29 protein-coding genes and 2 pseudogenes are annotated in these 23,508 nt (G+C 68.2%); 19 read left to right on the forward strand and 12 right to left on the reverse strand.

Translation table 11 applies throughout. From position 1 onward, the window contains the following. Positions 1 to 89 precede the first annotated feature (89 nt). Entirely contained in the window at positions 90 to 1,763 is a 1,674-nt protein-coding gene (locus FDA94_RS31395) for a SulP family inorganic anion transporter (protein WP_137250684.1), read from the reverse strand. A 174-nt stretch (positions 1,764 to 1,937) separates the two neighbouring features. On the opposite strand from FDA94_RS31395, the gene FDA94_RS31400 reads away from it, so the two are divergent. From FDA94_RS31400 to FDA94_RS31410, 3 genes are read left to right on the forward strand one after another with little or no spacing between them, the layout of a single operon-like run. After that, positions 1,938 to 3,281 (forward strand): NAD(P)-binding domain-containing protein, encoded by a 1,344-nt coding sequence (locus tag FDA94_RS31400; protein WP_137250685.1) that lies wholly within the window; start codon positions 1,938 to 1,940, stop codon positions 3,279 to 3,281. Positions 3,282 to 3,340: 59 nt separating this feature from the next. Beyond that, on the forward strand, positions 3,341 to 4,552 hold the full coding sequence (locus FDA94_RS31405) for an MFS transporter (RefSeq protein WP_137250686.1): 1,212 nt from the start codon (positions 3,341 to 3,343) through the stop codon (positions 4,550 to 4,552). 31 nt (positions 4,553 to 4,583) lie between these two features. Beyond that, complete coding sequence (locus tag FDA94_RS31410) at positions 4,584 to 4,931, forward strand: ArsR/SmtB family transcription factor (RefSeq protein WP_137250687.1); 348 nt, start codon at positions 4,584 to 4,586, stop codon at positions 4,929 to 4,931. A 251-nt stretch (positions 4,932 to 5,182) separates the two neighbouring features. Here the strand turns inward: FDA94_RS31410 and FDA94_RS31415 are convergent, their stop codons facing one another. After that, positions 5,183 to 5,797: a TetR/AcrR family transcriptional regulator gene (locus tag FDA94_RS31415; protein WP_137250688.1), complete on the reverse strand. Its 615-nt coding sequence runs from the start codon at positions 5,795 to 5,797 to the stop codon at positions 5,183 to 5,185. A gap of 83 nt (positions 5,798 to 5,880) precedes the next feature. On the opposite strand from FDA94_RS31415, the gene FDA94_RS31420 reads away from it, so the two are divergent. The 3 genes from FDA94_RS31420 to FDA94_RS31430 all read left to right on the forward strand — a co-directional run bounded on the left by FDA94_RS31420 (position 5,881) and on the right by FDA94_RS31430 (position 8,352). After that, a complete protein-coding gene (locus tag FDA94_RS31420) occupies positions 5,881 to 7,269 on the forward strand; it encodes an MFS transporter (protein ID WP_137250689.1) in 1,389 nt (462 codons plus the stop codon). A gap of 53 nt (positions 7,270 to 7,322) precedes the next feature. Continuing rightward, complete coding sequence (locus tag FDA94_RS31425) at positions 7,323 to 7,739, forward strand: hypothetical protein (protein ID WP_212735588.1); 417 nt, start codon at positions 7,323 to 7,325, stop codon at positions 7,737 to 7,739. Between the two features lie 112 nt (positions 7,740 to 7,851). After that, a complete protein-coding gene (locus tag FDA94_RS31430; protein WP_137250690.1) occupies positions 7,852 to 8,352 on the forward strand; it encodes a GNAT family N-acetyltransferase in 501 nt (166 codons plus the stop codon). 192 nt (positions 8,353 to 8,544) lie between these two features. On the opposite strand, the gene FDA94_RS31435 is transcribed toward FDA94_RS31430, so the two are convergent. Then, positions 8,545 to 8,985, reverse strand: a complete 441-nt coding sequence (locus FDA94_RS31435; protein WP_137250691.1) for a hypothetical protein — start codon at positions 8,983 to 8,985, stop codon at positions 8,545 to 8,547. An 82-nt stretch (positions 8,986 to 9,067) separates the two neighbouring features. On the opposite strand from FDA94_RS31435, the gene FDA94_RS31440 reads away from it, so the two are divergent. From FDA94_RS31440 to FDA94_RS31480, 9 genes are all read left to right on the forward strand, one after another. Beyond that, positions 9,068 to 9,454 carry a MerR family transcriptional regulator gene (locus FDA94_RS31440; protein WP_170991212.1) on the forward strand — a complete coding sequence of 129 codons (387 nt, stop codon included), beginning with the start codon at positions 9,068 to 9,070 and terminating at the stop codon, positions 9,452 to 9,454. A gap of 262 nt (positions 9,455 to 9,716) precedes the next feature. Continuing rightward, positions 9,717 to 10,088: a VOC family protein gene (locus FDA94_RS31445; RefSeq protein WP_137250693.1), complete on the forward strand. Its 372-nt coding sequence runs from the start codon at positions 9,717 to 9,719 to the stop codon at positions 10,086 to 10,088. 28 nt (positions 10,089 to 10,116) lie between these two features. After that, the gene (locus FDA94_RS31450; protein WP_170991213.1) at positions 10,117 to 10,458 is read left to right on the forward strand and encodes a YciI family protein; all 342 of its coding nucleotides are present in this window, start codon (positions 10,117 to 10,119) and stop codon (positions 10,456 to 10,458) included. Continuing rightward, complete coding sequence (locus tag FDA94_RS31455) at positions 10,455 to 11,666, forward strand: RNA polymerase sigma factor (protein ID WP_137250694.1); 1,212 nt, start codon at positions 10,455 to 10,457, stop codon at positions 11,664 to 11,666. The genes FDA94_RS31450 and FDA94_RS31455 overlap by 4 nt, the downstream gene beginning before the upstream one ends. A gap of 38 nt (positions 11,667 to 11,704) precedes the next feature. Continuing rightward, a complete protein-coding gene (locus tag FDA94_RS31460) occupies positions 11,705 to 12,016 on the forward strand; it encodes a hypothetical protein (RefSeq protein ID WP_137250695.1) in 312 nt (103 codons plus the stop codon). 48 nt (positions 12,017 to 12,064) lie between these two features. Next, complete coding sequence (locus FDA94_RS31465; RefSeq protein ID WP_137250696.1) at positions 12,065 to 12,223, forward strand: tetratricopeptide repeat protein; 159 nt, start codon at positions 12,065 to 12,067, stop codon at positions 12,221 to 12,223. Continuing rightward, positions 12,220 to 12,390, forward strand: a complete 171-nt coding sequence (locus FDA94_RS41630; protein WP_137250697.1) for an SEC-C metal-binding domain-containing protein — start codon at positions 12,220 to 12,222, stop codon at positions 12,388 to 12,390. Before FDA94_RS31465 ends, FDA94_RS41630 begins: the two co-directional genes overlap by 4 nt. Before the next feature lie 282 nt (positions 12,391 to 12,672). Next, positions 12,673 to 12,969 (forward strand): transposase, encoded by a 297-nt coding sequence (locus tag FDA94_RS31475; RefSeq protein ID WP_170991214.1) that lies wholly within the window; start codon positions 12,673 to 12,675, stop codon positions 12,967 to 12,969. Next, positions 12,966 to 13,838: an IS3 family transposase gene (locus FDA94_RS31480; protein WP_170991215.1), complete on the forward strand. Its 873-nt coding sequence runs from the start codon at positions 12,966 to 12,968 to the stop codon at positions 13,836 to 13,838. Before FDA94_RS31475 ends, FDA94_RS31480 begins: the two co-directional genes overlap by 4 nt. A gap of 177 nt (positions 13,839 to 14,015) precedes the next feature. Here the strand turns inward: FDA94_RS31480 and FDA94_RS31485 are convergent, their stop codons facing one another. After that, positions 14,016 to 14,576: a hypothetical protein gene (locus FDA94_RS31485; protein WP_137250700.1), complete on the reverse strand. Its 561-nt coding sequence runs from the start codon at positions 14,574 to 14,576 to the stop codon at positions 14,016 to 14,018. A gap of 717 nt (positions 14,577 to 15,293) precedes the next feature. Here FDA94_RS31485 and FDA94_RS31490 point away from each other — a divergent pair. After that, positions 15,294 to 15,782, forward strand: coding sequence for a hypothetical protein (locus FDA94_RS31490; RefSeq protein WP_137250701.1), 489 nt, complete (start codon positions 15,294 to 15,296; stop codon positions 15,780 to 15,782). Positions 15,783 to 15,996: 214 nt separating this feature from the next. Beyond that, positions 15,997 to 16,377 (forward strand): tetratricopeptide repeat protein, encoded by a 381-nt coding sequence (locus FDA94_RS31495; RefSeq protein ID WP_212735590.1) that lies wholly within the window; start codon positions 15,997 to 15,999, stop codon positions 16,375 to 16,377. A 165-nt stretch (positions 16,378 to 16,542) separates the two neighbouring features. On the opposite strand, the gene FDA94_RS31500 is transcribed toward FDA94_RS31495, so the two are convergent. The 3 genes from FDA94_RS31500 to FDA94_RS31510 all read right to left on the reverse strand — a co-directional run bounded on the left by FDA94_RS31500 (position 16,543) and on the right by FDA94_RS31510 (position 18,643). Then, a complete protein-coding gene (locus tag FDA94_RS31500) occupies positions 16,543 to 17,034 on the reverse strand; it encodes a hypothetical protein (RefSeq protein WP_137250703.1) in 492 nt (163 codons plus the stop codon). Between the two features lie 32 nt (positions 17,035 to 17,066). Next, positions 17,067 to 17,513, reverse strand: a complete 447-nt coding sequence (locus tag FDA94_RS31505) for a hypothetical protein (RefSeq protein WP_137250704.1) — start codon at positions 17,511 to 17,513, stop codon at positions 17,067 to 17,069. A 359-nt stretch (positions 17,514 to 17,872) separates the two neighbouring features. Beyond that, the gene (locus FDA94_RS31510) at positions 17,873 to 18,643 is read right to left on the reverse strand and encodes a hypothetical protein (RefSeq protein ID WP_137250705.1); all 771 of its coding nucleotides are present in this window, start codon (positions 18,641 to 18,643) and stop codon (positions 17,873 to 17,875) included. A gap of 303 nt (positions 18,644 to 18,946) precedes the next feature. On the opposite strand from FDA94_RS31510, the gene FDA94_RS39575 reads away from it, so the two are divergent. Next, on the forward strand, positions 18,947 to 19,117 hold the full coding sequence (locus FDA94_RS39575; RefSeq protein ID WP_170991216.1) for a hypothetical protein: 171 nt from the start codon (positions 18,947 to 18,949) through the stop codon (positions 19,115 to 19,117). A 437-nt stretch (positions 19,118 to 19,554) separates the two neighbouring features. Here FDA94_RS39575 and FDA94_RS31515 read toward each other — a convergent pair whose 3' ends face one another. From FDA94_RS31515 to FDA94_RS31525, 3 genes are all read right to left on the reverse strand, one after another. Beyond that, positions 19,555 to 20,487, reverse strand: coding sequence for a hypothetical protein (locus FDA94_RS31515; RefSeq protein ID WP_137250706.1), 933 nt, complete (start codon positions 20,485 to 20,487; stop codon positions 19,555 to 19,557). A gap of 381 nt (positions 20,488 to 20,868) precedes the next feature. Beyond that, positions 20,869 to 21,726 carry a hypothetical protein gene (locus FDA94_RS31520; protein WP_170991217.1) on the reverse strand — a complete coding sequence of 286 codons (858 nt, stop codon included), beginning with the start codon at positions 21,724 to 21,726 and terminating at the stop codon, positions 20,869 to 20,871. Continuing rightward, on the reverse strand, positions 21,633 to 22,163 hold the full coding sequence (locus FDA94_RS31525) for an Lrp/AsnC family transcriptional regulator (protein ID WP_137250708.1): 531 nt from the start codon (positions 22,161 to 22,163) through the stop codon (positions 21,633 to 21,635). The genes FDA94_RS31520 and FDA94_RS31525 overlap by 94 nt, the downstream gene beginning before the upstream one ends. Positions 22,164 to 22,526: 363 nt before the next feature. On the opposite strand from FDA94_RS31525, the pseudogene FDA94_RS31530 reads away from it, so the two are divergent. After that, positions 22,527 to 22,670, forward strand: a pseudogene (locus tag FDA94_RS31530) (glycoside hydrolase family 5 protein); the annotation flags it as partial. A 79-nt stretch (positions 22,671 to 22,749) separates the two neighbouring features. Here FDA94_RS31530 and FDA94_RS31535 read toward each other — a convergent pair. Continuing rightward, positions 22,750 to 23,355, reverse strand: a complete 606-nt coding sequence (locus tag FDA94_RS31535) for a galactose oxidase early set domain-containing protein (protein WP_137250709.1) — start codon at positions 23,353 to 23,355, stop codon at positions 22,750 to 22,752. 26 nt (positions 23,356 to 23,381) lie between these two features. Beyond that, positions 23,382 to 23,508, reverse strand: a pseudogene (locus FDA94_RS31540) (IS630 family transposase); the annotation flags it as partial.

Raw genomic sequence — 23,508 nt, forward strand, 5'->3', positions numbered from 1 at the left:
GTCGTCGTCGGCTACGACGGCGTCCGGAGCGGTTCTCGGCGGGACGGCGCCCCGTCGCGATCGTCACCGCACGCGCGGGCGGAACCCGGTCACGGATGCCGTGACCGCCACTCCTCGTAGGCGGCCACCGCGGTCGGCAGCGTCGGGAACAGGTGATCCTCGCCGATCGACGCGGTCAGGCCGTAGGCGTCGAGGGAGTCGCGGAGGTCCTGCTTGACGCGGGCGAGGCCGAAGACGATGCCACGTCTGGCCAGTTCCGTCCGCAGGGATTCGACGGCGTCCAGGCCGGTGATGTCGACCTCCACGTTGGCCTCGACGTTGAGCACGAACCATCCGACGGGACCGTCGTGGCCGTCGACCGAGGTCAGGGCCCGGCGGCGGAAGTTCTCGGCGTTGGCGAAGAACAACGGCGAGTCGTAGCGGTAGACGACCAGGCCGGGAATGGTCTGGGCGTCGGGGTGGTCGTCGACGTCGTGCATGCCGGCCAGTCCCGGGACCACGCCCAGGATGGCGTCGTGCGGCCGGGCCACCCGCACCAGCATGTCGGCGACCGACAGGGCGACGGCGAGGAGCACCCCGTACAGGATGTCGAAGAGCAGCACGCTCAGACAGGTGGCCACCGCGAGCACGAGCTCGCTGCGGCGGAAGGCCAGCAACCGGCGGAACTCGCCGACGTCGATGAGCCGGGTCGCGGCGAAGACGACGATCGCGCCGAGGGCGGCCACGGGAAAATCGGCCAGCACAGGTCCGCCGACGACCAGCACGACGATCACCGCGGCCAGAGTGACCAGCGAATACACCTGGGTCCGGGCGCCCGCCGCCACGCCGAGGGCGGTCCGGCTGCCGCTGCTGCTGACAGGGAAGCCCCGCAGGAGCCCGGCCCCCACGTTGACCACGCCCAGCGCGAGCAGCTCCCGGTTGGCGTCGATCTGCTGGTTCTCGCGAGCCGCGAACGAGCGGCCGGTGAGCACGTTGTCGCTGTAACCGACCAGCAGCACCCCCAGAGCGGGCAGCACGAGGCCGCTCCATCCGGAGGCCGAGGGCAGATCCGGCAGCGGGAGCCCGCCGGGGACGGGTCCGATCACCGCGATCCCGGCCGCCTCCAGGTCGAACAGCGCGACGACGACCGTGGCCAGCGACACGGCCAGCAGCGGGCCGGGGAAGGCGGGCAGCAGCCGGTCGAGCAGGAAGAGGAAGACCAGCACGACCGCCGCGAACAGCAGCGTCCACCAGTCGACCTGTCCCAAGCCTCCGCCGAAGGACGTCAGCTCGTCGACGAAGGTGTCCCCGTCGACGGGCACTCCGGTGATCCGCTCCAGCTGGCCGATGATCATGGTGAGCCCGAGACCGGTCAGATACCCGACCAGGACGGGCCGGGACAGCAGATCGGCGACGAACCCCATCCGGAGCAGCCAGCACACCAGCGCGAACCCGCCCACCACGACGGCCAGCGCGGCGGCGAGTTGCGCGTACCGGACGGGGTCACCGGCGGCCATCGGCCCGATCGTGACGGCGGTCATCAACGCGGTCGACGACTCGGGACCGATGGACAGCTGCCGGGACGAGCCGAGCAGCGGATAGATCGCCAGCGCCGGAAGCACCGCCCACAACCCGGTCACCGGGGGAAGCCCCGCGACCGTCGCGTACGCCATCACCTGTGGCACCAGATATCCGGCCACGGTGAGCCCGGCGAGCAGATCGCCGCGCACCCATGCCCGCCGGTAGTTCCGCAGGTCGGAGATGACCACGGGCACCTGGATCATGATCGCCAGTGTGACACTCCGGACGGTTCCGGAACGCCCTCTGACACGCTCGGCCCGGCCCGCCTCATGAGGAGCGCCGGCCCCCCCTGAGTAGACGAGCGTCTAATTTGACATTCCTCTAATCAAGAGTGAAGCTAGGACTGATTCGATAATCCTCTAAACAAGGTGGGCATCATGAGCGACTCGGGCACCCTTCCCGTGGCCGTCATCGGCGCCGGTCCCGTCGGCCTGGCCGCCGCCGCACACCTCGCCGAACGCGGGGTGGACTTCGTCGTTCTGGAGAGCGGCGCGAAGGTCGGTTCCTCGGTGGCGAAGTGGGGCCACGTGCGGGTCTTCAGCCCGTGGCGCTACAACATCGACAGCGCCGCCCGGCGTCTGCTGGAGGCCGACGGCTGGACGGCCCCCGACGACGAGTGGCTTCCGACCGGCGCGGAGATCGTCGACGACTACCTCGCCCCACTCGGCAAGCTCTTCGGCGCACGGGTCCAGGTCAACGCCGCAGTCACCGCGATCAGCAGGCTCGGTTTCGACAAGGTCCGCACCAACGGCCGTGAGCTGGCACCCTTCGTCCTGCGCCTGTCGGACGGCCGGGAGATCCAGGCCCGCGCGGTGATCGACGCCTCCGGGACCTACACCAGCCCGAACGTCCTCGGTGCGAGCGGCCTGCGCGCCTTCGGCGAGGAGACCGTCACCGAACTGATCGACCACGCCCTCCCCGACGTCCTCGGCGCCGACCGCGAACACTACGAGGGCCGTCACACCCTGGTCGTCGGCGCCGGCCATTCGGCCGCGACCACCCTTCTGGGCCTGGCCCAGCTTGAGGACACCCCGATCACCTGGGCCATCCGCGCCGGAAACGCCGACCGCACCTACGGGGGCGGCGAAGCCGACGCGCTGCCCGCCCGGGGGGCCCTCGGCACCCGCGTCCACGCCCTGGTCACCTCGGGCCGCGTCCGGCTGGTGACGGGCTTCTTCACCCACCGGGTCAGCGCCCACGCCGACGGCGTGGAGGTCGTCAGCCGAGACCCGCTGGGCGACGAGCAGTCCATCGTGGCCGAGCGCATCATCAGCGCCACCGGCTACCGGCCCGACCACTCCATCGCCGAAGAGCTGCGCCTCGATCTGGATCCCATCCTCGGCAGCACCCGCGCGCTCGCACCGCTGATCGACCCCAACGCCCACTCCTGCGGCACCGTCCCGGCCCACGGCGTCGACGAGCTCACCCACCCCGAACCGGGCTACTACGCGATCGGCGTCAAGAGCTACGGCCGCGCCCCCACGTTCTTGATGGCCACCGGCTACGAGCAGGCGCGTTCCGTGGTGGCCGCCATCGCCGGCGACTGGGAGGCCGCGCGTGCGGTGGAGCTCGACCTCCCCGAAACGGGCGTCTGCTCCTCCAGCCTCGCCGAAGCCCAGGAACAGCGCGTCGGCCTGGCCACCGGCGTGAGCGGCGGCCTGCTCGGCACCCCGCTCGTACTCGCCGGCGCACCTGCCGACGGCGGCGGCTGCTGCGGCTGAGGAGGTCAGACCATGTCCGAAGGACACCCGACCCAACCGCTGCCGGGCTGCGCCCGGACATGAGCGACGAACCCACGGCCGCCGTCCTCGAAACCGGCGGCGGCCTGCCCGTTCGCCGGGGCTGGACGATCGTCGGCGCGCTGTCGATCACCCAGACCATCGGCTACGGCGCGCTCTACTACTCCTTCTCCGTCCTGCTCGTCCCGATGTCGCGAGATCTGGGTGCCACGGCTCCACAGATCGCCGCCGCCCTCACCGTCTCCGTTCTGGCCGGGGCACTGTGTGCTCCGCTCGTCGGCCGGGTCCTCGACGTCCATGGGGGACGCGGGGTGATGACGGCGGGCGCGGCGCTGGGCACCCTCGCGCTGCTCGCCTGGTCCCAGGTCAGCGGCTTGCCACAGCTCTACGCCGTCTTCCTCCTGCTCGGGGTGGCCTCCGCGATGGTCTTGTACGAACCGGCCTTCGCCGTCATCGTCAGCTGGTTCGACGCCTCGACCCGCGCGAACGCGCTCCTGGCCGTCACGATCGTGGCCGGCTTCGCCTCCTCGATCTTCCTCCCCCTCACCGGCCTGCTCGTGTCGTCCTTCGACTGGCGTCCGGCTTTGATCATCCTGGCCGTCGTGTACGGTCTGACCGCCGTCCCCCTCCACGCGCTGGTGCTCCGCAGGGGACATCTGCATAAGGATCGACCGGCCGAGCGAGCCGCGACCACCCGGGAGGCCGTGCGCAGCCGCCCGTTCTGGCTGCTCGTGGCCGCCTTCACCACGCACGGTGGCGCGGTCGCCGTGATCGGCGTTCTCCTCGTCACCTATCTGATCCACCTCGGCCATCCACCGGTGTTCGCCGCCACCGTCGCCGGGCTGCTCGGCGTGCTGTCCGTCACCGGCCGGGTGGTCACCACCGGGCTGCGGCGACGCTGGGCGGCGGCGCCGATCGCGGGCGCCGTCTTCGCCGTTCAAGCCGTGGGGGCTGCGCTGCTTCCCCTGGTCGGCCACACCGTCGCCGGGGCGATCGGGTGCGTGCTGTTGTTCGGCATTGGCTTCGGGGTCGGCACGATCACTCGTCCGCACCTGCTCGCCGAACGGTACGGCACTACGGCGTACGCCACCATCGCGGGCCGGATCGCCTTCTTCTCCATCGGCGCCAAGGCCGTCGCTCCGCTGGCGGCCTTCGCCGGGGCGGAGGCCGCCGGCTACACCGTCATTCTGAGCACAGTGTCGGTTCTGTGTGGAATCGCGGCGTTGTCGCTGTTCGGGTACGCCCGCCTATAATTTCGATTGACGTCGAATTAAGGAGCCGCACATGACCGCCGTGACGATTCAGTGTTGCGCGCCGATCACGCGCGACCCCCTGACCGAAGAAGAGGCCGCCCACCTGGCCGGACTCCTGAAGGCGGTGGCAGACCCGGTCAGGCTGCGGCTGCTGTCGATGATCGGCTCCCATGAGGGCGGCGAGGCGTGCGTCTGCGACCTGACCGACGCCTTCGACCTCACCGCCCCCACGATCTCCCACCACCTCAAGGTCCTGCGCACCGCCGGCCTCATCGACGGCGAGCGGCGCGGAACCTGGGTGTACTACCGGGTGATCCCCGAGACGGTGGCCCGGCTGGGAGCGATCTTCACACCTTTGGCGGATGCCGCACCGGCTTAGGGCTCACCCCGCGACGGTGATGTCCGCTGATCGATCGCGCGATGACCGGCAGGCCGATGAACACACCCCCATCCCGGCGATGCGCCAGACGGGGCGGCGCCTGCGCAGAAGGTATCCGGCAGATCAGTGACATCACCGCCAAGGTGGCGAAGACCGCCCCCAGGGGCCCAGATGTAGATCCGCCCGACGCGCCGATGACGTCGGCGAGAAGGCGGACGCCGTCGGCTAGGTGTAGGTCCCGGACGGACACGTCACGAGCGGGGTTCTGCGGATGGGGAAGAGATCGGGCTGAACGCGGCGAGCACGGTGGCCGCGATGTATCCCGCGGCCTGGTCGGCGGCGAGGCGGTCGGCATTGATCTCATCCGCCGCGTGATGCATGACGCTGTGCATCACGCCGACCAGCCACTCGGTGGGGAGATCGGTCCGGAAGACCCCCTCGTCCCGGCCGCGCTCGACGAGCTTTTGAACGCGCTCCGCCGGACTGGCGTGCAGGGCGCGGATCCGGCTGGGGGGAAGGACGCTCTGGGCGGCCTGCAGCAACGACCGGGACCGATCGACCAGTTGCCAGCTTGAGTCGATCAGGCGGGTGAGCGCCTCGCGGGGGTCGCCGGTGAGGTCGACGTCGTCAAGGCTGACCTCTCCCTGCTCGATGGCGTGCGCGAGTGCGGCGTCGACCAGGTCGCCGCGGTTGGGGAAGTGGCCGTACACGGTGACGCGGCCGACGCCCGCGATCTTGGCGATCTCGCTGACGCTGGCCTCCGGGTTGCGGCTCAGGGCCTCCACCGCCGCCTGAAGGATCGCCGCGATGCTGCGCTGGGCGTCCGCCCGCCTGGCCGCCGTCTTCCCCTGCGCCGTCTCGACCACGAGCTCTCCTTGTCGTACACCGCTGTACGAGTTACTGTACTGGAGATAACTCGTACACAGGTGTTCAAGTTTGGGGTGCCATCATGGGGAGTCCATCTGCTCATCCCGGCCGCTGGCGGATGCTGGCGCTGCTGGGGATCGCGCAGTTCATGCTCATCCTCGACGTCACCGTGGTGGCGATCGCGCTGCCGCACATCGGCGACGACCTCGGCCTCGCCCGCGACACGCTGACGTGGGTGGTGAGCGCGTACACGCTGATGTTCGGCGGCTTCATGCTGCTCGGGGGCCGAGCGGCCGACCTTCTCGGGGCACGGCGCGTGCTCCTGGCCGGCCTCTTACTGTTCACTGTCGCCTCGCTCGTGACCGGGCTGGCCCAGAACGCGCCGATGCTCATCGGCGGCCGGATCGCCCAGGGCCTGGGCGCGGCGATGCTCTCACCCGCCGCGCTGTCCGTGGTGACCAAGACGTTCCAGGGTCAGGAGCTCAACAAGGCGCTCGGCATCTGGTCGGCCCTCGGCGGTGGCGGCTCGGCGGTCGGTGTCCTTCTCGGGGGCGTGCTGACGGCAGGGCCGGGCTGGCAGTGGGTCTTCTACATCAACGTGCCGATCGGAGTGGTGATCTTCATCGCGCTCGGCAGCGCGCTGCCCGCAGAGCTGCCCACCGGCCCTCGGCTGCGCCTGGATGTCCCCGGCGCACTGCTGGTCACCGCCGGTACCGGTACGGCGATCTACGCGCTGATCAGCGCGGGAGACCGTGGCTGGGCCTCGCTGTCGACGCTCGGCATGCTGGCCGGCGCCGTCGTCCTGTACGTCGTGTTCGTCGTCGTCCAGCGCACCAGCCGTTCCCCTCTGATGGACCTCCGGATCCTCACCCGCCGGCCGGTGATCTCAGGCGTCTTCCTGATCCTGGTGGCCACGGCGCTGATGATCTCGATCTTCTTCCTCGGCTCCTTCTACCTGCAGCACTACGAGGGCTTCGGCGCCCTGCAGACGGGCCTGATGTTCCTGCCGATCGCGGTGGCCACGATCATCGGCGCCCAGGTGGCGGGACGACTCGTCGGCACCGTCGGCGCCCGCCCGATTGCGGTGGCGAGCATGCTGATCGCGGCCGTCGGCATCGCGGTTCCCGCTTTCCTCCAGGGCCCGGCGCTGGTCGTCCTCGGGGTCAGCGTGGGCGCGGCGGGCATCGGCGCCGCCTTCGTCGCCTCCTCGACGACGGCGCTGTCCCAGGTGGCCCATCACGAAGCGGGCCTGGCCTCCGGTCTGCTGAGCACCTTCCACGAGTTCGGCGCCTCGCTCGGAGTGGCGGTGGTGTCGAGCATCGCCGCCGCCGGCCTCGCCGGAAGCACGGATGCGGGCTTCGCCCAGGCCTTCACCTTCGCCGCCGTCACGGCCGCCGCTTCGGCCGTACTCGCCTTCCTCATCGTCCCCACCATGAGATCGGCTGTCGCCGGATCACCCACCGCGCACTGAACCCGCACGGGTCGATCGCGTCAGCGCTCTGACGATCCTCACGGAGGTTACGGATGAACCTTAAGAATCGACCGGCCCTGACACTCATGGCCGTGCTCGCGCTGGTCGCGGCCGCCGCCACGGTGTACGTGTCACTCGACCGGCAGACCGACCGGCACGCCGAGATCGAGGCCAAGAGCCGACAGGTGATGCCGTTCGACCTGGAGAGCACCACCCACCGCTCTGCCAAGTCCGCCTTCGGCGGCGTGCAGACGGTCACCTCTGACGACCCACAGGACACCGAGGAGGCCGCGCGTTTCACCACGGGTGACTACGGCGATCCCGCCTCGATCCACGGCGGCGAGATGCCTGGCCTGAACCACCTCGAACAAGGTCACGCCGAACTGGCCGACCCATCCCTGATCACGGCGCTGCACGCGTGGTTCGACGCCCAGGTCTCCGACCACGGCAGGCACGCCGAACACGGCTGACCAAGCTCACTCATGAACACCCATCCGGGGTGACAGCCGACCCGTCCCGATACCCAACCCCGGTACGGTGTGCGGATGTGGAACGGCGCCCCGGCGACGAAAGGACCCTCTCGTGACAAGCGCCGACACAAACACGGGCGAGCGCCCCACCCGGCCGGAGACGAGCACCGCCGACATCGCGATCCGACGGGCGGGCGTCGATGACGCCGCCTGCGTACACCACCTCATCTGTGGACTGGCCGAGAACCAGGGTCACCCCCACGCCGTCATCGCGAGCGTCGCCGACCTGGAGAAGATGCTCGCGCGTCCGGAGATCACCTACCTGATCGCCGAGCGGGACGGCCAGGCCATCGGCTACGTCTCATGGCTGGAACGGATCAGCTTCTGGTCAGGCGACGACTACCTCGCGCTCGACGATCTGTATGTCGTCGACACGGAGCGCGGCCAGGGGGTGGGGGAGCAACTGATGCGGGCTGCCGCCGATCTCGCCGACGGCAAGGTGATCCGCTGGGAGGTGGCGGAGACCAACATCGCCGCACAACGGTTCTATGAGCGCATCGGCGCGACCCTCACCCCCAAACGGATCTGCCGCTGGCAGCCGATCGCAGAATGACATCGCCCCGGATCGGCGCTCTGGACAGGACCGGTCGGCGCGGGGGCGACGCCTTGGACGACGCCCTGATGGAATCTCAGATCGGCCTGTTCACACCGAGCTGAGCAAACCCCGGTCGAACTCGCCACCGCAGGACGGGTCGGCCGGTTCAACCACCAGCGTCTCCACTAGAGCGATCGTCACCGGGATGAGTCACGTACTCCTGATGACCTCGGCACGCTGGAGCAGGCTGTCGGGACCACCGACGAAGGTGAGACCTTCGCCCTCCAAGCGGGCGCGGAGACCGTCCGGGTCCTGGAATCCGTGTTCGGGCAGGTCGTAGAACTCGTCAAGGATGGCGCGCGCGGCGGGGTCGTCACTGACCGCGCAGTCCCAGACGATCTGCTCGCCGTCGGTGGTCACCTCGAAGGCGAAGAAGGCGCAGCACGCCTTCTCCCGGGCCGCGAGATCCTCGATCTGCTCCCGCAGACCCGGCTCGGCGCGGAAGCGGAACCGGACGGCCTCGCCGATCCGCTCGCGGCCGACGAGCGCTCGGTCGAACAGCAGCCGATACTCCTCCAGCCGCTGCCGCGCCGTGTCGGGGGCGGTGGTCATGTCACAGACGACGGGTGTGCCGGCAGAGGGGACGTCCACGGGAACTCCTTCTGGGCTGGTTGTTCACTCTCCAGCCAGACCCTAGAGTCTGGACCAGAGTCCAGAGTCAAGAGGTCATCCTGTGAAGATCGGCGAAGTCGCCCGCGCGGCGGGCGTCACCGTGGACACCGTCCGGTTCTACGAACGACGCGGTGTTCTCCCCCGGGCCGATCGCCGGCCTTCGGGATACCGCGCTTTCGGGCCCGACGCGGTGGACCGCATCCGGCAGGCCAAGACGCTCCAGGAACTCGGCTTCACCCTCGACGACGTCGTCGACGCCCTGACCGCCCACGACACCGGCGGCGCGACATGCGACAGCGAGCGGTGGCGGCTGGAGAGCGTGGTCGACCGCATCGACAGAAGGATCGCCGACCTGACGAGAGTGCGAGAAGCCGCGGCGCACGCTCTGGACGACTGCCGGTCCGGTCACTGCCGCCTCGTGACGGATCTGGTGATCGCTCCGCGTTGAAGGCAGTCGGCGGTGACGATCGTTTCGGCACGCGCTGCTGTGAGCGCAGATCTGCCGGAGGGCTTGCCAACCGCAAGGCTTCGAGTCTGTCGGGGATACCGGTGACACCGCCCAGTGCGTGCTGTGATCGCCGCCCGGCCCAAGCGCAATGTCGGCCCGAGTGTCGTGGTGACCAGGTGGCCGATCGTCTTTCAGGTGAGGCTTGGCTCAGCCGAGCCGTGCGAACAGCGAAAGATCCACTCAGTGGAGGAAGAAGGCGCTCATGAATCCGACGTTGAACACGATCGACATCGTGGTCTCCGACATCGCGGCGTCCGCCGAGTTCTACGCCCTCCTCGGGCTCGACTTCAAGCTCGACCCGCACTCCCCCGAGCACGCCGGCTGCGACCTGCCCAACGGCCTGCACCGCACCCCGTTCCTGCCCGGCTGGAAGGCCCCGGTGGGCGGCCCGCGGACCCTGCTGTGCTTTCAGTTCGACACTCCGGCCGAGGTCGACACCGCCTACGCGGAGCTGACCGCAGCCGGACACAAGGGCCTGGCCGAGCCGTTCGACGCCTTCTGGGGTCATCGGTACGCCACCATCGCCGACCCCGACGGAAACGGCGTCGACCTCTACGCGACGCTGCCGGCCTGACGAATCGACCCAAGTGAGAGGGCTGAAGGTGAAATACGTCCTGATGTTCGTGGAGACCGAGGAGTTCGCCAAGGAACTGGAGGCGATGGGCGCCCTGGAGCGGGAGGACGCCTACGCGGCGGTCGGCCGCTGGTTCGCCGAGAACGCCACCAAGATCACACACCACACCCATCTCGCCCCGGTGCACACCGCCACCACCATGCGGCTGCGGCGGGGCGAGGAGCCGGTGGTGACCGACGGCCCGTTCGTGGAGGGGAAAGAGGTGGTCACCGGGTTCGCCGAGGTGGAGGTGGCCGATCTCGATGAGGCGCTGAAGATGGCCAGGTCCTGGCCCGCGTGCCCGATCGTGGAGATCCGCCCCGCCTCATGACCGGTGCCGACCCCGAGCGGGTGAGCCAGGAGGCGCTGGCCCGCGTGGTGCGTGACCACGCGGGCCGGCTCGCCGCCTCGCTGGTCTCGCTGCTGGGCGACTTTTCGGCGGCCGAGGATCTCGTACAGGACGCGGTGGAGACCGCACTACGGCGCTGGCCGGTGGAAGGAGTGCCCGACCGTCCCGACGCGTGGTTGTTCACCGTCGCCCGCAGGCGCGGGCTCGACGTGCTGCGCCGGGAGACGAACTACCGGGCCAAGCTCGCGCAACTCACCTGGGTCGAGCCCGCGCAGAAGGACGATCGGCTGCAACTGATCTTCACCTGCTGCCATCCGGCGCTCTCCCTTGAGGCGCGGATCGCGCTGACGCTGCGGGTGGTGTGCGGGCTGAGCACCGCGCAGATCGCCGCGGCGTTCCTCGTGCCGGAGACGACCGTGGCCCAGCGGCTCACCCGCGCCAAGCGGAAGATCACCGAAGCGGGCATCCCCTACCGGATCCCCGACGGAGACGACCTGTCCGAGCGGCTCGACGGCGTGCTCGCCGTCATCTACCTGCTGTTCAACGAGGGCTACCTGTCCAGCGGCGGGGCCCGCGCACAGGCCCGCGACCTCGTCGACGACGCCGAATGGCTGGCGAGTCTCCTGGCCGGGCTCATGCCGGACGAACCGGAGGTGGCCGGCCTGCTCGCCCTCATCCGGCTCCATCGGGCTCGTGGCGCCGCCCGCTTCGACGACCGTGAGCAGCTCGTCCTGCTGGCCGACCAGGATCGCGGCCGGTGGGACCACGCGGCGATCGGCGCGGCCATCGCGCTGTTGATGCGCGCCGCGCGTGCTCACCGCAGGCCGGGGCCCTACCAGCTGCAGGCGGCGATCGCCGCCTGTCACGCCGAGGCCGAGAGTTTCGAGAGCACCGACTGGCCGCAGATCGTCGTCCTGTACGACATGCTGCTGCACCTGGCGCCCTCGCCGATCACCCGCCTGCACCGGGCGATCGCGCTGCGGTACGCCGTCAGCCCGGAGGCGGCGCTGGACGAACTGAAGGACCTCGACCGGGCGCTGGAGAACTATCCCCTGCTCCACGCCACCCGCGCCGACCTCCTGCGCGCCCTGCGCCGGAACCACGAGGCCAGAGAGTGCGATGAGCGGGCCCTGGCACTGACCGCCAACCCCGCTCAGCAGGCACTGCTGGAAAAACGGCTGAGCTGGTGAGACATAAGGCGGCAGGACGTCTTCACCCCAGCCAAGCGGTGACCTTCCTGCACCAGCGCACCCAGCGCACCACCCCCGGCGCCGACCACAGGTCGCCGCAGGTCGGTCCAGCCGGCGCCTACATCGACCGCCGCCGCCTGACCTACCCCGTCTACCTGACCCTGCTGCGCGACCACTCTCTGAACCGGTACCTGCCGGCACCGCCGACGGATGCCCCCACGGGGACAGCATCAGCGATCTTGCTATCCATCGACCAGGCCGAACGGACCACCGCCCTGCACGTCCTCGCTACCGCCCTCGGCGATCCCTCCGAAAGCCTGCTCTCCTTACGCGATACCTCAAGGACTTAGCCGACCTGGCCCGCGCCATCCCCCTGCTCCAGCAGACGCTGGCCGACAGTGAGCAGGTGCTGGGCGGCGACCACCCCCCACACCTCGAACCCCCGCAACAATCTCGCGGGCGCCTACCAGGCGGCGGGAAACCTGGGGCTGGCCATCCCGCCGTACGAGCAGACCCTGGCCGACTGCGGACGCATCCTGGGACCGATCACTCCATGACAAGAGCGGTACGCGGCAACCTGCTCGCCGCTCGCCGAAGAGGACAATCGGGGGGTGTGACCGCCGGACAGCGACAGGGGTACGGAGCCCTGGACCGCAACGCACCATGTGCGTGCGGAGCAGGCAAGAAGTACAAGCGCTGCCATGGTGCACCGACGACTGGGTGAATACGCCCAGGCGTCACCGGGATCAGCGGCGGCCCGGCCCGCGCCGTCCAGCACTTCTCCCTTCTTCCGCGCCTACGCGCGGCTTGAGTAGCGCGTTGTTACATAGGTGACCGCCTATGAAACAGCAGTGCGGACACGCGCGGACGCCTTAAAGATCTGCTCGGTCTAAGAGACAACTCCGATACACATAGGGCCGGATCTTGGCGGTAGTGGGCTTGATCCGGTTTGACAGACATCTGAGATCAGGGGCTCGTCCCCGGAAGGATGTCCATCATGGAGAGCATGGGGAAGAAAAAGCGTCCTCGCCGCTCGTTCACGCCGGAGTTCAAGGCCGAGATCGTCGAGCTGTGCCGTCGCGGTGACCGTTCGGTCGGCCAGGTGGCCAGAGACTTCGAGCTGACCGAGACCGCGGTGCGGGCCTGGGTCCGCCAGGCCGAGGTCGACACCGGAGCGCGGGAAGGGCTGGCCAGCGCCGAGCGGGAGGAGCTGGCCGCGTTGCGGCGGGAGAACCGCCGGCTGCGCGAGGACGTCGACGTCCTCAAGCGGGCCACGGCTTTCTTCGTGCGGGAGACCCGGTGAGCGTTGACCCGTTCATCGAGGCGGAGAAGCGCAGCGGTCACAGCGTCAAACGGGCGTGCGAGCTGCTGGAGGTCTCCCGAGCCGCCTTCTACGCACGCCGTGACCCTGCTCCCGGCCCCCGGGCAGTGCGTGATGCGGAATTGAGCCAGCGCATCGGCGGCCTGCATCGCGATTCGCGGGGCACCTACGGTGCCCCGCGTATCCACGCGGCCCTGCGGCGGGAAGGTGAGCCGTGTGGCCGCCGCCGGGTGGCCCAGCTGATGCGCACGCTGGGATTACAGGGACGGCATCGGCGCCGCCGGCAGATCACCACGATCCCCGGCCCCGACGCGGGCCTGCGGCCGGACCTGATCGGCCGCGACTTCGAGCCCGACGCCGGCGGGGTGGACACGCGCTGGTGCGGCGACATCACCTATGTCAAAACCGATGAGGGCTGGTTGTATCTGGCGACCGTCATCGACATCGCCTCCCGCCGGGTGGTGGGGTGGGCCACCGCCGACCATCTGCGCACCGAACTGGTCACCGACGCCTTGCGGCGGGCGTGGCGCAACCGCCGCCCGACAGGCCCGGTGATCTTCCACTCCGATCGCGGCTGCCAATACGGCAGCGCCGCCTACGCCCGCCTGGCAGGCCGGCTGGGGATTCGCCTGTCGGTCGGCCGCACAGGCCAATGCTGGGACAACGCCCTGGCCGAGTCGTTCTTCGCCACGATCAAAGGCGAACTCTTAGACCAGCATCGCTGGCCTACCCGGGCCGCCGCCCACAGCGCGATCTTCGAGTTCATCGAGAGCTGGTACAACCTGCACCGTCTGCACAGCAGCCTCGGCTACGTTAGCCCCGCCGCCTACGAAGCAGCTCGCGCGGCCTGACCACCACAACAACGGTGTCCGTCAAAGCGGAACAAGCTCAGTAGGGGAATCGGTGCCCGCTACGCAATCGCTGACTTGACCGACGCAGTCGAAGGGGGCGTCAGCCAGGAAGGCGCCCGCCGACTGATGGTCAAGGCCGGAGTGCGCCCTGCCGCCTGCAGAAGCAGTGGCTGGCGCTCAACCCCCGGGACGAGGCGGCCGTGGCCCGTTACTTCGACCACTGGCTGGGCGAGGTCTTCGGCCGCGACCGGTGGTAGCCCGTAGCAGACCCACGACCTGGGCGACCACGGCGGCCAGACAGAGCATGATCAGCGCGACCGGGTGCCAGCTGCGGTTCTGCAGTATGTAGCCCGACTGGTCGTCGGGGTTCGCCGCGACCGACAGCGGATGAGCCCACGTCAGCAACACCAGCAGGGACAGGTAGAGCACGCTGACGGCGGCGGTCGGCCCCTGCCGCGGCCCTCGGCCGAGCACGGCCGTCGCTACGGCGATCGGCGCCAGAAGCAGGAGCCACGCCCCCAGGAGTCCCACCGTGTCGCGGGCCCTCCTGTCGAGCCAGTCGAGCTCGGCCGCCTCCCACGTCGGGCCGGAGTAGTAGGTCGGATTGACGGGGTCGGCCGCCAGGCGGATCGCCACCAGGTTGATCACCGCGTACAGGGCGACGGCCAGTGGCGGCCCGAACACCAGCACAGGTCGACGACGGGCACGGCCACCGCAGCCCGAGGGCATGATCCTCATGACCCCCTTTGATGCCCGCCGCGGGCCAGATGTTCGTACCAGAATCCTGATTCCTGGGGAGCTCTCGGAGTCCGACCCGCGGCCCCGAGATCACTGGGCGCCAACAGGCTCCCCGCTGACCTGCACTGATCCCCGCACGAAAGACATCGTGACGAAAGGTTTTGTCAAGGAACTCAACTGGGCACTCTTGGCGGGACATTTCGTTCCGATGTTGGTCATGCACCGACAGGAGACGGACGAAGCCGCAGGCGATGAGGCGGTCAAGGAGACACGGCGGAATCCCCAACCGCGTAGCGGTCCGTGGGCGGTCGGCGGGGGGATCTGGGCCGGGCTCTTCCTGCTGCTGGAGCAGGCATGTCGACCGCCGAGACCTGACCGGCGGCGACCGTGACGTCATGGGCGCCGTCTATGACCGCCGCGGTCAGCGGGGCGGCTCGAAGTTGTCCCGAGCCTGACGCCTCCTCGCAATCGTCGACAAAGGGTGATCAATTCTGTTGCCGGTGTCTGCGATGATGACCGCTCCGCAAAATCACCGTTGCCGAAGGGCAGTGGCTCCATGAGGCGATGGTTAACCCTGGTCGCGAACCTGGCCGGGGCGGTCCACGATCACCGTGCATGGCGACCCAGATTCCGGCATGACGCAGGACACCCGATTCCGCGACTGGGGGTTCCCCCTGGTCGTCACCGCTCCACCCGCCGATCAGGTGATCGACGAACGTGACCTCCCCGAATGATCATCTGACAGAGCTGCTGCGCCGGCTCGACGATCCCGAATGGCCCGAATGGCCCAAGGGCTACGACCGTCACGGAACCGGCGCGCTATTCGAGCGCCTGGTGGCCAGGCTGAAGGCCGGCTTCGGCGCCTCCTGCCCGGCTGAGCGGGACACCCAGGACTCCAGCGAGTACGGGCGGGTCGAGGTCCCCGCGCACGCGACGGTGTGCGGGGAGCGGATCGTCGTCTCGGTCAGCAAGTTCGGCTCCCTGGCCTTCGTGGCGGCCGACAACCCCGGCGCCTTCCTCGGTACGCGGGAGGCACGCGACGAGGGGGCGCTCGACGCCGGGGATCTCGCGAAAGTCGAACAGGCGCTCACCGAACTGGGCTACGTGGTCGTCCCGGAAGAACTTCTCATGAGCGACTACGACGGGCCGACCGCCGTGCTTTCGGGGCGCCCCAGCTGGTGGGACCGCTACTTCGGCACCTTCTGAGGCACCGCGTACCGTGGGCCGAACGGAACCCCACCGAGGCGATCGTGACCGTTGACTACATCCGTCATCGCACCCGGCGAACACCTGCTCGCCACCACCGGCGCCGACAACACGGTGCGGCTGTAGAACGTCGGCTAAGCGCTGCGGGACGGCGCTGTGACCAATGCCCCAACTACGCGGACAGGCACAAGGCCGGAGGACGGCAGCCGAACACTTGATCCATCTGTTCAAAGCGCCAACAGTTCTCATGGGTGGTGGACCATCTTTACTTCGACCTGGGGTCTGTGGCACACAAGTCAAGCAAAGCGACTCCACGGAAGCCGGGGAACATCAGGCCGTCTCACTGCATGAGCAGACCCTGGCCGACTGTGAGCGGGTGCTGGGCAGCAATCACCCCCGCACCCTCGCTTCGCGCAACAATCTCGCCAGCGCTTACCGAGCACCAGAGGACCTGGGCCGGGCCATCTCCTTGTACGAACAGACCCTGGCCGACTGCGAACGCGTCCTGGGAGCCGACCATCCGACAACAAAGGTCGTGCGAAGCAACATGGCGGCTGCTCGCCAACAGGCCGATACCGACCTGATTAGCGGTTGAACGTGGTGCAGCAGTCGCTGTGTTTCATAGGCGACCGTCTATGAAACAACGAGGCGTGAGCCCATCTGGTGATCGGTGCGGGATTGAGATTGCCGGGTTGGCGCGTTCGGATGGGCCTGTCGCCGGACAGTCGGCGGTCGCCAGCCGGACCCACGGTGATCTCACTCAAATCCAGATCGTCGAGGGGGACATCCCGCAGCAGCCACGAGCCTTTAAGAGCACGCCGATCTGCTGGCGGGACTGCATGACAGGGTCGTCGGGCAGGGCGCGGCGGTGGTCGATGCGGTCACGGGAACGCCGGGGGTGGGCAAGAGCCTGCGGGCCGCCTCCTACGCGGGGTCCTGTCAGTTGGCGGGCTGACCGGTCCTCGCCGCAGGCGCACTCGACGAAGTACTGGGCTTCGGCCTCTTCTTCCGTGGTCGGCCAGTGCTCCTCGCTGTCCAGCATGTGGGTGGTCTGGTCGCAGCTGACGCAGGTGCGGCGGACGCAAGTGGACGACTCGTCGGTCTCAAGAACGAAGACCGCGCCTGTGCACTGGTCGCAGCGTGCCGCGATCACTTGGTGCGCCGGGTACTCGCCTGGATCCGCGCCGAAGTAGGCGACCAGATCGTCGAGGTTGTCTCCGGCCCATCGGTCGTTGACCGTCCTGAGTGCCACGTATCCCCTAGTGCCCTTGTCTTGGTGTTCGATCAATAGCCGGGCTCAGTCCACTCGCCCGGTGTGGTGCAGCACAGACCCCAGCCGCCGTACCAACCGTGCCACTGATTGGTGTTCACCGTGTAGAGCGAGCCGTTGGGCCGTTTGAACCACACCTTGGCGTAAATGTCGTCCTCGGCGGCCGGCTCGTCCTCGTCCAGGTAGTTGCCGTCGATGGTCCGGATGAAGGTCGTCTTGTGGGTGTAGTAGGTGTAGAGCCTGTCGTCGCCGCTCCAGCCGTCCGAGCCCATGAGCCGGATGACGTCGAGCTGCTCGCCCGGCACCGGTGTACAGCGCACCTCGATCCGGTGGAACCGGCCGCCGGGGAGGTCGACGATGGCCAACGTGCATTTCGCGGCCCGGGCACCGGCGGGCGTCGCAGGCACGGCGGCGAGAATAAGTCCGGACAGCAGGGCGAGCCCGGCGTTCATCAACTTCATGGAGTTCCTCATGGAATCCATGGAGCCACCCCGAACCCCTCATCCGACAGCACCACTGGTTGGGGCTTTCCCGGCTGCAATGGTCGTCCACCCACCGGAACTGCCACCAGCCCTCGGCCCCGCAGCGAACCACGCGAACCGGCGAAGGTCTCCGGTCGCGTCACGGCGGGATCCGCGGGGCAAGCGAAGAACCAGCCAGTACATCTAGCGGCGGGCTTCTCCATTCACCTCGGGTTCGGCGCCCACATCCCGTTCGAGGAGCCGATTCATCGCTCGAAGGTCGCCTACCTGGCCGCCGTCGAAGGCCGACACGTCGAACATCCGCAAGGGCCACCTCAAGGACGCGACCCGATGAGCCGTCACACGTCAGCCGAGTCGATCACCTGGTCAGCCGGCGGCGCGGTGACGACCAGGGGGAACCCCCAGTCGAGGAAGCGGGTGTCGTAGCTGAGGCCCATCTTCGGCTCCCGGCCATAGACGAGGTCCGTGGTGCGGAGCCGGGTGGGCAGGCCCTTGGCGTCGGTCCAGAGCGACCAGTGGATCTCGTCTTTCACGTCACCGGTGGGAGGAAGCCCCAGCCTCTTGTGGCTCACGACGCCGCGATAGACATACCCGCCGGAAACGGCCTTGCCGGTGACCCCGCGCAGCAGAGTGCGCAGAACGCGTTCGTCGAACACGTTGATCGCCTGATGGCTGAAAACCGCGACCTCCGGCGCCTTCCAGTCCCACCGGATCCACGACTTACCGTCGGGGAGACTGCCGGGCGGTTCATGCGTGTACGTGACCCCGCCGACGTACGTGATGTCGTCCCAGTCGGCCCCGCCAAGAGCGGCCCGCCAGGAGGTTTCCTGGTCGTCGTACGGAACGAGAATGGAGTAACCGGTGGCGTCGTAGGCGACCGGCCCCTTCGGGCTCAGTTGCACCTGACCGCGTATGCGGGCCGCAGCGGTGGAGTATGTCCCGTCGATCATCGCGGCGAGCTCGGAGATCCGCACCCCGTGCCCCTGACGCAACTGCTTCTGCACGGCCCGCACGGGGTCGGGCGGCCGGGTCTGCGCGACCGCCGCAGCGGGCGCGGCCACCCCACCGGCCAGCAGCGCGGCCACGACCAAAGCTAACGATCGCCTCATCACGACTCCGTCCATCCCAGAAGCGTGGCCATCGTCGCAGGCGGCGATAACGAAAGCGATCAGCATTGGCCTCGAACCAGAGTGACCATCGCAGCGCTGGTCATCTGGCTCCGCACCTGATCCAAGAAACAGGCCCTAGCCCAGAGCCGTTCCGCCGGCATGAGCCCGCAGTCACCACTCGACAGGAGTGGCAGCAGTACACCCCGACGCCTCATACCGGCCCACTTGCCTGGCCGCTTCGTAAGCACCCGACTTCGTCCCGCCAGAGGCACCGAACGCAACCACCGGCCGAACGTTGAGACCATGACCACCACGATCCTGGCCGCCATCGGCGCACTCACCCTCACCCTCCACACCGCCACCCGACTCCCCCACGCCCTGGCCGACCTGCTGCGCGCCTTCCTCCTCGTCATCTCCGCCTTCGGCGAACTGCGCGCCGCGCTGGCCCGAGGCCGTCGACGAAGGCCCTCGTAACCCTCTGCAGCAGGCTTGGGCGCGCCGCCGCACCGCCTACTCCCTTCAGGTACACGGCAACCGGTGAGGTGCCGACTCTCCCCTGGTCAGAGCCGTGAAAGAGGGCTACTGTCAATTAGCGCCCCGGTACTGACATTTCACTGACAAGTACGTGTGCGTACTGACAGGTAGAGGCGCGCCAGACAACATGTCTGGCGCCAGCCAAGATGACAGTGGCCAACGCTGTGACCTGCACACTGTCAGATAGCTCTCCGTGACCAGTCATCGGCTGCGTTAGCGGGGTCCGGGCCCTCGTTGACCGCACCGCCACTTGCTCTCCTCGCCTGTCCTGGCTGCGTCGGCACTCATCTCGGCGTCCAACTCGACTGGCGCCGGGTCTGCGGGGGGAGACCTGCTCGGGCTGTGCGTTCTCTCGGCGCCGAAGACGATCATCGAAATCAGGTGGGCGGCGGCGCAGGCTTGGTGAGGTTCACCATCCAGAGACGTATTCGCGCCAGCACACCCGCCGATTGGAGAAGCAGCAAGCCCCCTCCGGTCAGCGCGACCCCGAGGCAGGCGACGGCCAGCAGGAAGATAATGGAGAAGGTGGGCATCTCCCGCTCCAGGACAGCGGTCGATGAGAAGCCCAGCGCGATGACCAATATGCCGCCGGCCATCAGTGACGCGCCAGCGATATCCCGTCGGCGCCCGAGAAAGACGACGACCGCGGAAGCGCTGATGAGGCATACGCCAGCGCCGAGCGCGATGATCTTCACCAAGAGATCCGCGTCGCCCGGCCCCGCTATTCCCAGGACGATGCCGCCTATCCCGAGAATGAAGACGGCGACTATGGGTCCTGAGTGGTCGTGACGCCATTGGTTGACCGCGGGATCACCATGACGGGAGAGCCGGTTGCTCATCACCAGGCGAAGCAGCACATGTGCGGCGTGCATGCCCACGTAAATGATCGCGATCAACCTCCCCACGCTCGCCGGGCGTTCCAGCGCTTCGCCGATTCCCGATAAACACATGGCGAAGGCGCTGATCAGGACCAACGAGATGATGGCGCGTAATCTGTCTTGAATGATCAGAGCGGCGCTGATGAGCAGTGCGACGGCCAGTACCACGCTCGGAACCATCAGGGGCTGGGACACCACCGCTGTCAGCGCGATTACCAGGATGACGAAATAGATGACGATGTCGGGCAACGCCCGGGACAACGGCGCCCTTTCGTCCAGCATGACGTCCGCCCACACGACAGCCACGATCAACAGCACCGTGCCTGCGCCCAGCCAGCCAAAATCGTCCGACAGTTGGTTCACGACCATGCCGGACCCCACCCCGCCCAGATAAGTGACGAGAAGCTTGCGACCTCTTTGTTCGGACGGCATACCTTCAATGTGACTCGTAGCAGCCTCATTCGCTGCGATCAAGTGTCAACGGTTCGGCTTCGGCATCCAGTTGGCCGCGATGTCTCCACGCCATTCCGCCCGGCAGTAAACGTACGTCGGCAGGGGAAAGGGTATCGGGACGCGAATCCAATACACCCGGATGGTGTTGTCGAAGGGATCCGCTCCATGAGCTACTCCTACCCGGTGCCGAGTCGGTCGAGCCGGGACGGTTGACCGGCAGACGCTCCCCGTTCCGAGCCCTTCGACATCGAGACGATGATCATAATTGTGGCCGTCAGGGCTGCTCGTGAACGTTTCTGACGGATCATCTAAGGATTTTGATCATGCTGCCCGGCCTGAAGTATGAGCGGCTTGTTCCTGTCAGAAGGGAGCCCACGGCCAGCCGGTATCGTCATAGCCGCTCTCTCGCCTCGACCGATCGGGCCGGGGCGGGCTGTTGACGGTAGCGTAATAGTCGCCCGCATCCGCTCGCGCTGCCAGTTCTTCGATCCGGTCGTGCTCGACCAGCAGATCGACCAGCTGCTGCGAACGGGTGTGGTCACCCGCATCAGCGCGGGGCTCCAGGACCGCGCACGCCTCTTCTACCCTGCCTTGCCTGATGAGCAGGTCGACGAGCCGTTTGACGGCATGTTTGTCACCGGCCCGGGCCCGATCAGCGAGCTCGTCGACTCTGTCGTGGGCTGCCAGCACATCAGCCAGCCGCGCGGCGGGATTCCCGGTCTGGTCGTAGTCGTGGTCGACGTCGCCGTAGAGAGTGTTCTCCCAGTCCGGAATCGCCTCCCCCCATAGCGCCTCCTCTCTGGCCTTGTTGATGGCCGACTCCTCCACCGCGGCCCGGAGGTACGCCAGAACCTCCTCCACACGGCCCAATCCGATCAGCAAAGCGGCGGACTGCATGCCACCGCGCGATGTCGCTGTCGGCGGGCAGCCCAGAAACTCTAAGGCCTCCGACACCCGCTGCTGCCCGACCAGCAGATCAACCATGGGCTCGGTGGCCCTCCAGCCCCAAAATCCGAACGGGTTCGCGTCGAGGTCATCCACCGGATCGACGGCGTAGCAGCTGTCCTCCTCCTCAAGGCGGGCCCACAGGAGAGCCATCGCCTCCTCCACCCGGCCATATCTGGTCAGCACAGCGACCAGATACAGTCCCGCATAGCCGTACGAATCGCTACCAGGAACCTCGGCGCGGGTGCGCAGGAGGGTGAGCGCCTCCTCCACTCGGCCCTGGCTACGCCCTGTTGGCAGCCAGCGCGCTGACGCCGCTCGCGTTGACAGGCGCGGCGGTGGGCATCGTCGCGAACGTGCTCAGCGAGATGGGTCAGTCGATGGGTGGGGGCACAGGGCTTGGGTGAGGACAGGATGAAGGAGGTCGCCGACTTGCCGAGCTCGTTGAGTTGGTCGATCAGTGGCTCCATCGCTCCGATCTCGCGTGCGACCACCCGCAGGATGTGGTCGTCGGTGCCGGTGACGCGGTGGTCCTCAAGAATGTGTGACGCACTCTGGGCGATATGGGCGGTCTGGTGGGACTGCCGGATGCCTGTGGTGGACAGCACCACGAATGCCTGAACGGGCCACCCGGCCTTGCCGGGGTCGACGCGGGCGCCATAACTGGTGATCACACCGAGGCTCTCCAGACGCCGGACCCGCGCCGCCACGGCCGGCGGCGGTCATGGCGCGCTGATGAAGGACCGTGGCCTGCTGCCAGAGTCCCTCCAACGCCATGAACACTGCGAGCGCGGCGGACAGGGCGGTCACGCGCTCGGCCAGCGAATGCCTGATGGCGTACTCCGCGCAGGCCAGCAGGTTGCCACGCTCGGTGCGCAGCCAGGCCAGCGCGGCGGCACGGGCGGCGGGGTCGCTGCCCGGGCCGGTGGTCATATGCCGATCGGCGGCTTGAGCGCCGCACTGGTAGCGGTCGAGTAGCCGGGCGACGGCCTCGACGGCCTCGACGGCTTTGGCGGCCTTGGACGCGGGACCGGGCGTAGGCAAGTCAGGTCGTGCAGGCGACAGCGGCGGCCAGCTGGAACTACAGCGACGACTTCCGCACTGGTGCGGTCTTCGCCACCGGCACCTGCCCGAGCGGCCCTTACGTGGGGACGAGCAGGCTAAAGAAGGCGGGCGTCTGGGTCCGTGACCGGATCCGTACCGCCGAGGTCTTCTGATCGCGGAGTTCCACAGAAGGCGCGAGGGTGCGTCTCCTGGCGGACGCGCCCTCGCGCCGGACACCTGCCGCCCGGCCGGTCATCGGCCGACGCGGATGAACACCCCCTTGGACGGCACATTGCCTGCGGTACAGGCGAACAGCAGGTAATAGCCGGGGACGGCGACGACGGCGGATGGGACCTCGGCGGAGTAACGACCGGGACCCGTCTCATGCGCGACCAGGCCGAGATAGCGCTGGTCGGAGTTGAAGGCGTGGGTCGCGCTGCCGCAGCGAATGAGCGCGAGGCGAGTGATCGGTTCCGGGCCGCGTACATCGACGCTGAGCCTCTCGCCGTGCGACACGCGTTCGGGGACGTTGAGAAGACGCGGACGGTTCCGGCAGACGTACCAGGGTTCGTAGATTTCCAGGTTCAGACGGCGCACGTCGCGGCCACCGGGCTTGGCGTTGATGTTGCCGCCTCCGGTGAACACCCGGCCGTCGGGCATCAGGAGCGCGGTCGAGTGGTAGTTGCGCGGGACGCTCGCCCTCGGGAAGGCGCCCTGGTCCCATTCCCAGCCGGAGCCGGCCTTCTTGAGGAGTTCCGGCTCGAGAACGGCGGTGTCGTCGTCTTCGACCTTCTCGACGCCGTTGCACAGGAGCGCCTCGCCGCTGGGCAGCAGCACCAGATTGCTGTTGAAGCGCACCCGCGCGTTCGACTGACCGCGTGGGCCTAGTGTCGTGAGTCGTTGATTCGTTTGCAGTAGCGTGCGATGGATTCGAGGATCTGGTCGGCGGCCTTGGTCCAGACATAGGGCCGTGGGTCGTCGTTCCAGGTCTCGATCCAGTCCAGGATGTCC

Origin of the sequence: Herbidospora galbida (assembly GCF_005233835.1) — a bacterium.
In the GTDB taxonomy this organism is placed as follows: Bacteria; Actinomycetota; Actinomycetes; order Streptosporangiales; family Streptosporangiaceae; genus Herbidospora; species Herbidospora galbida.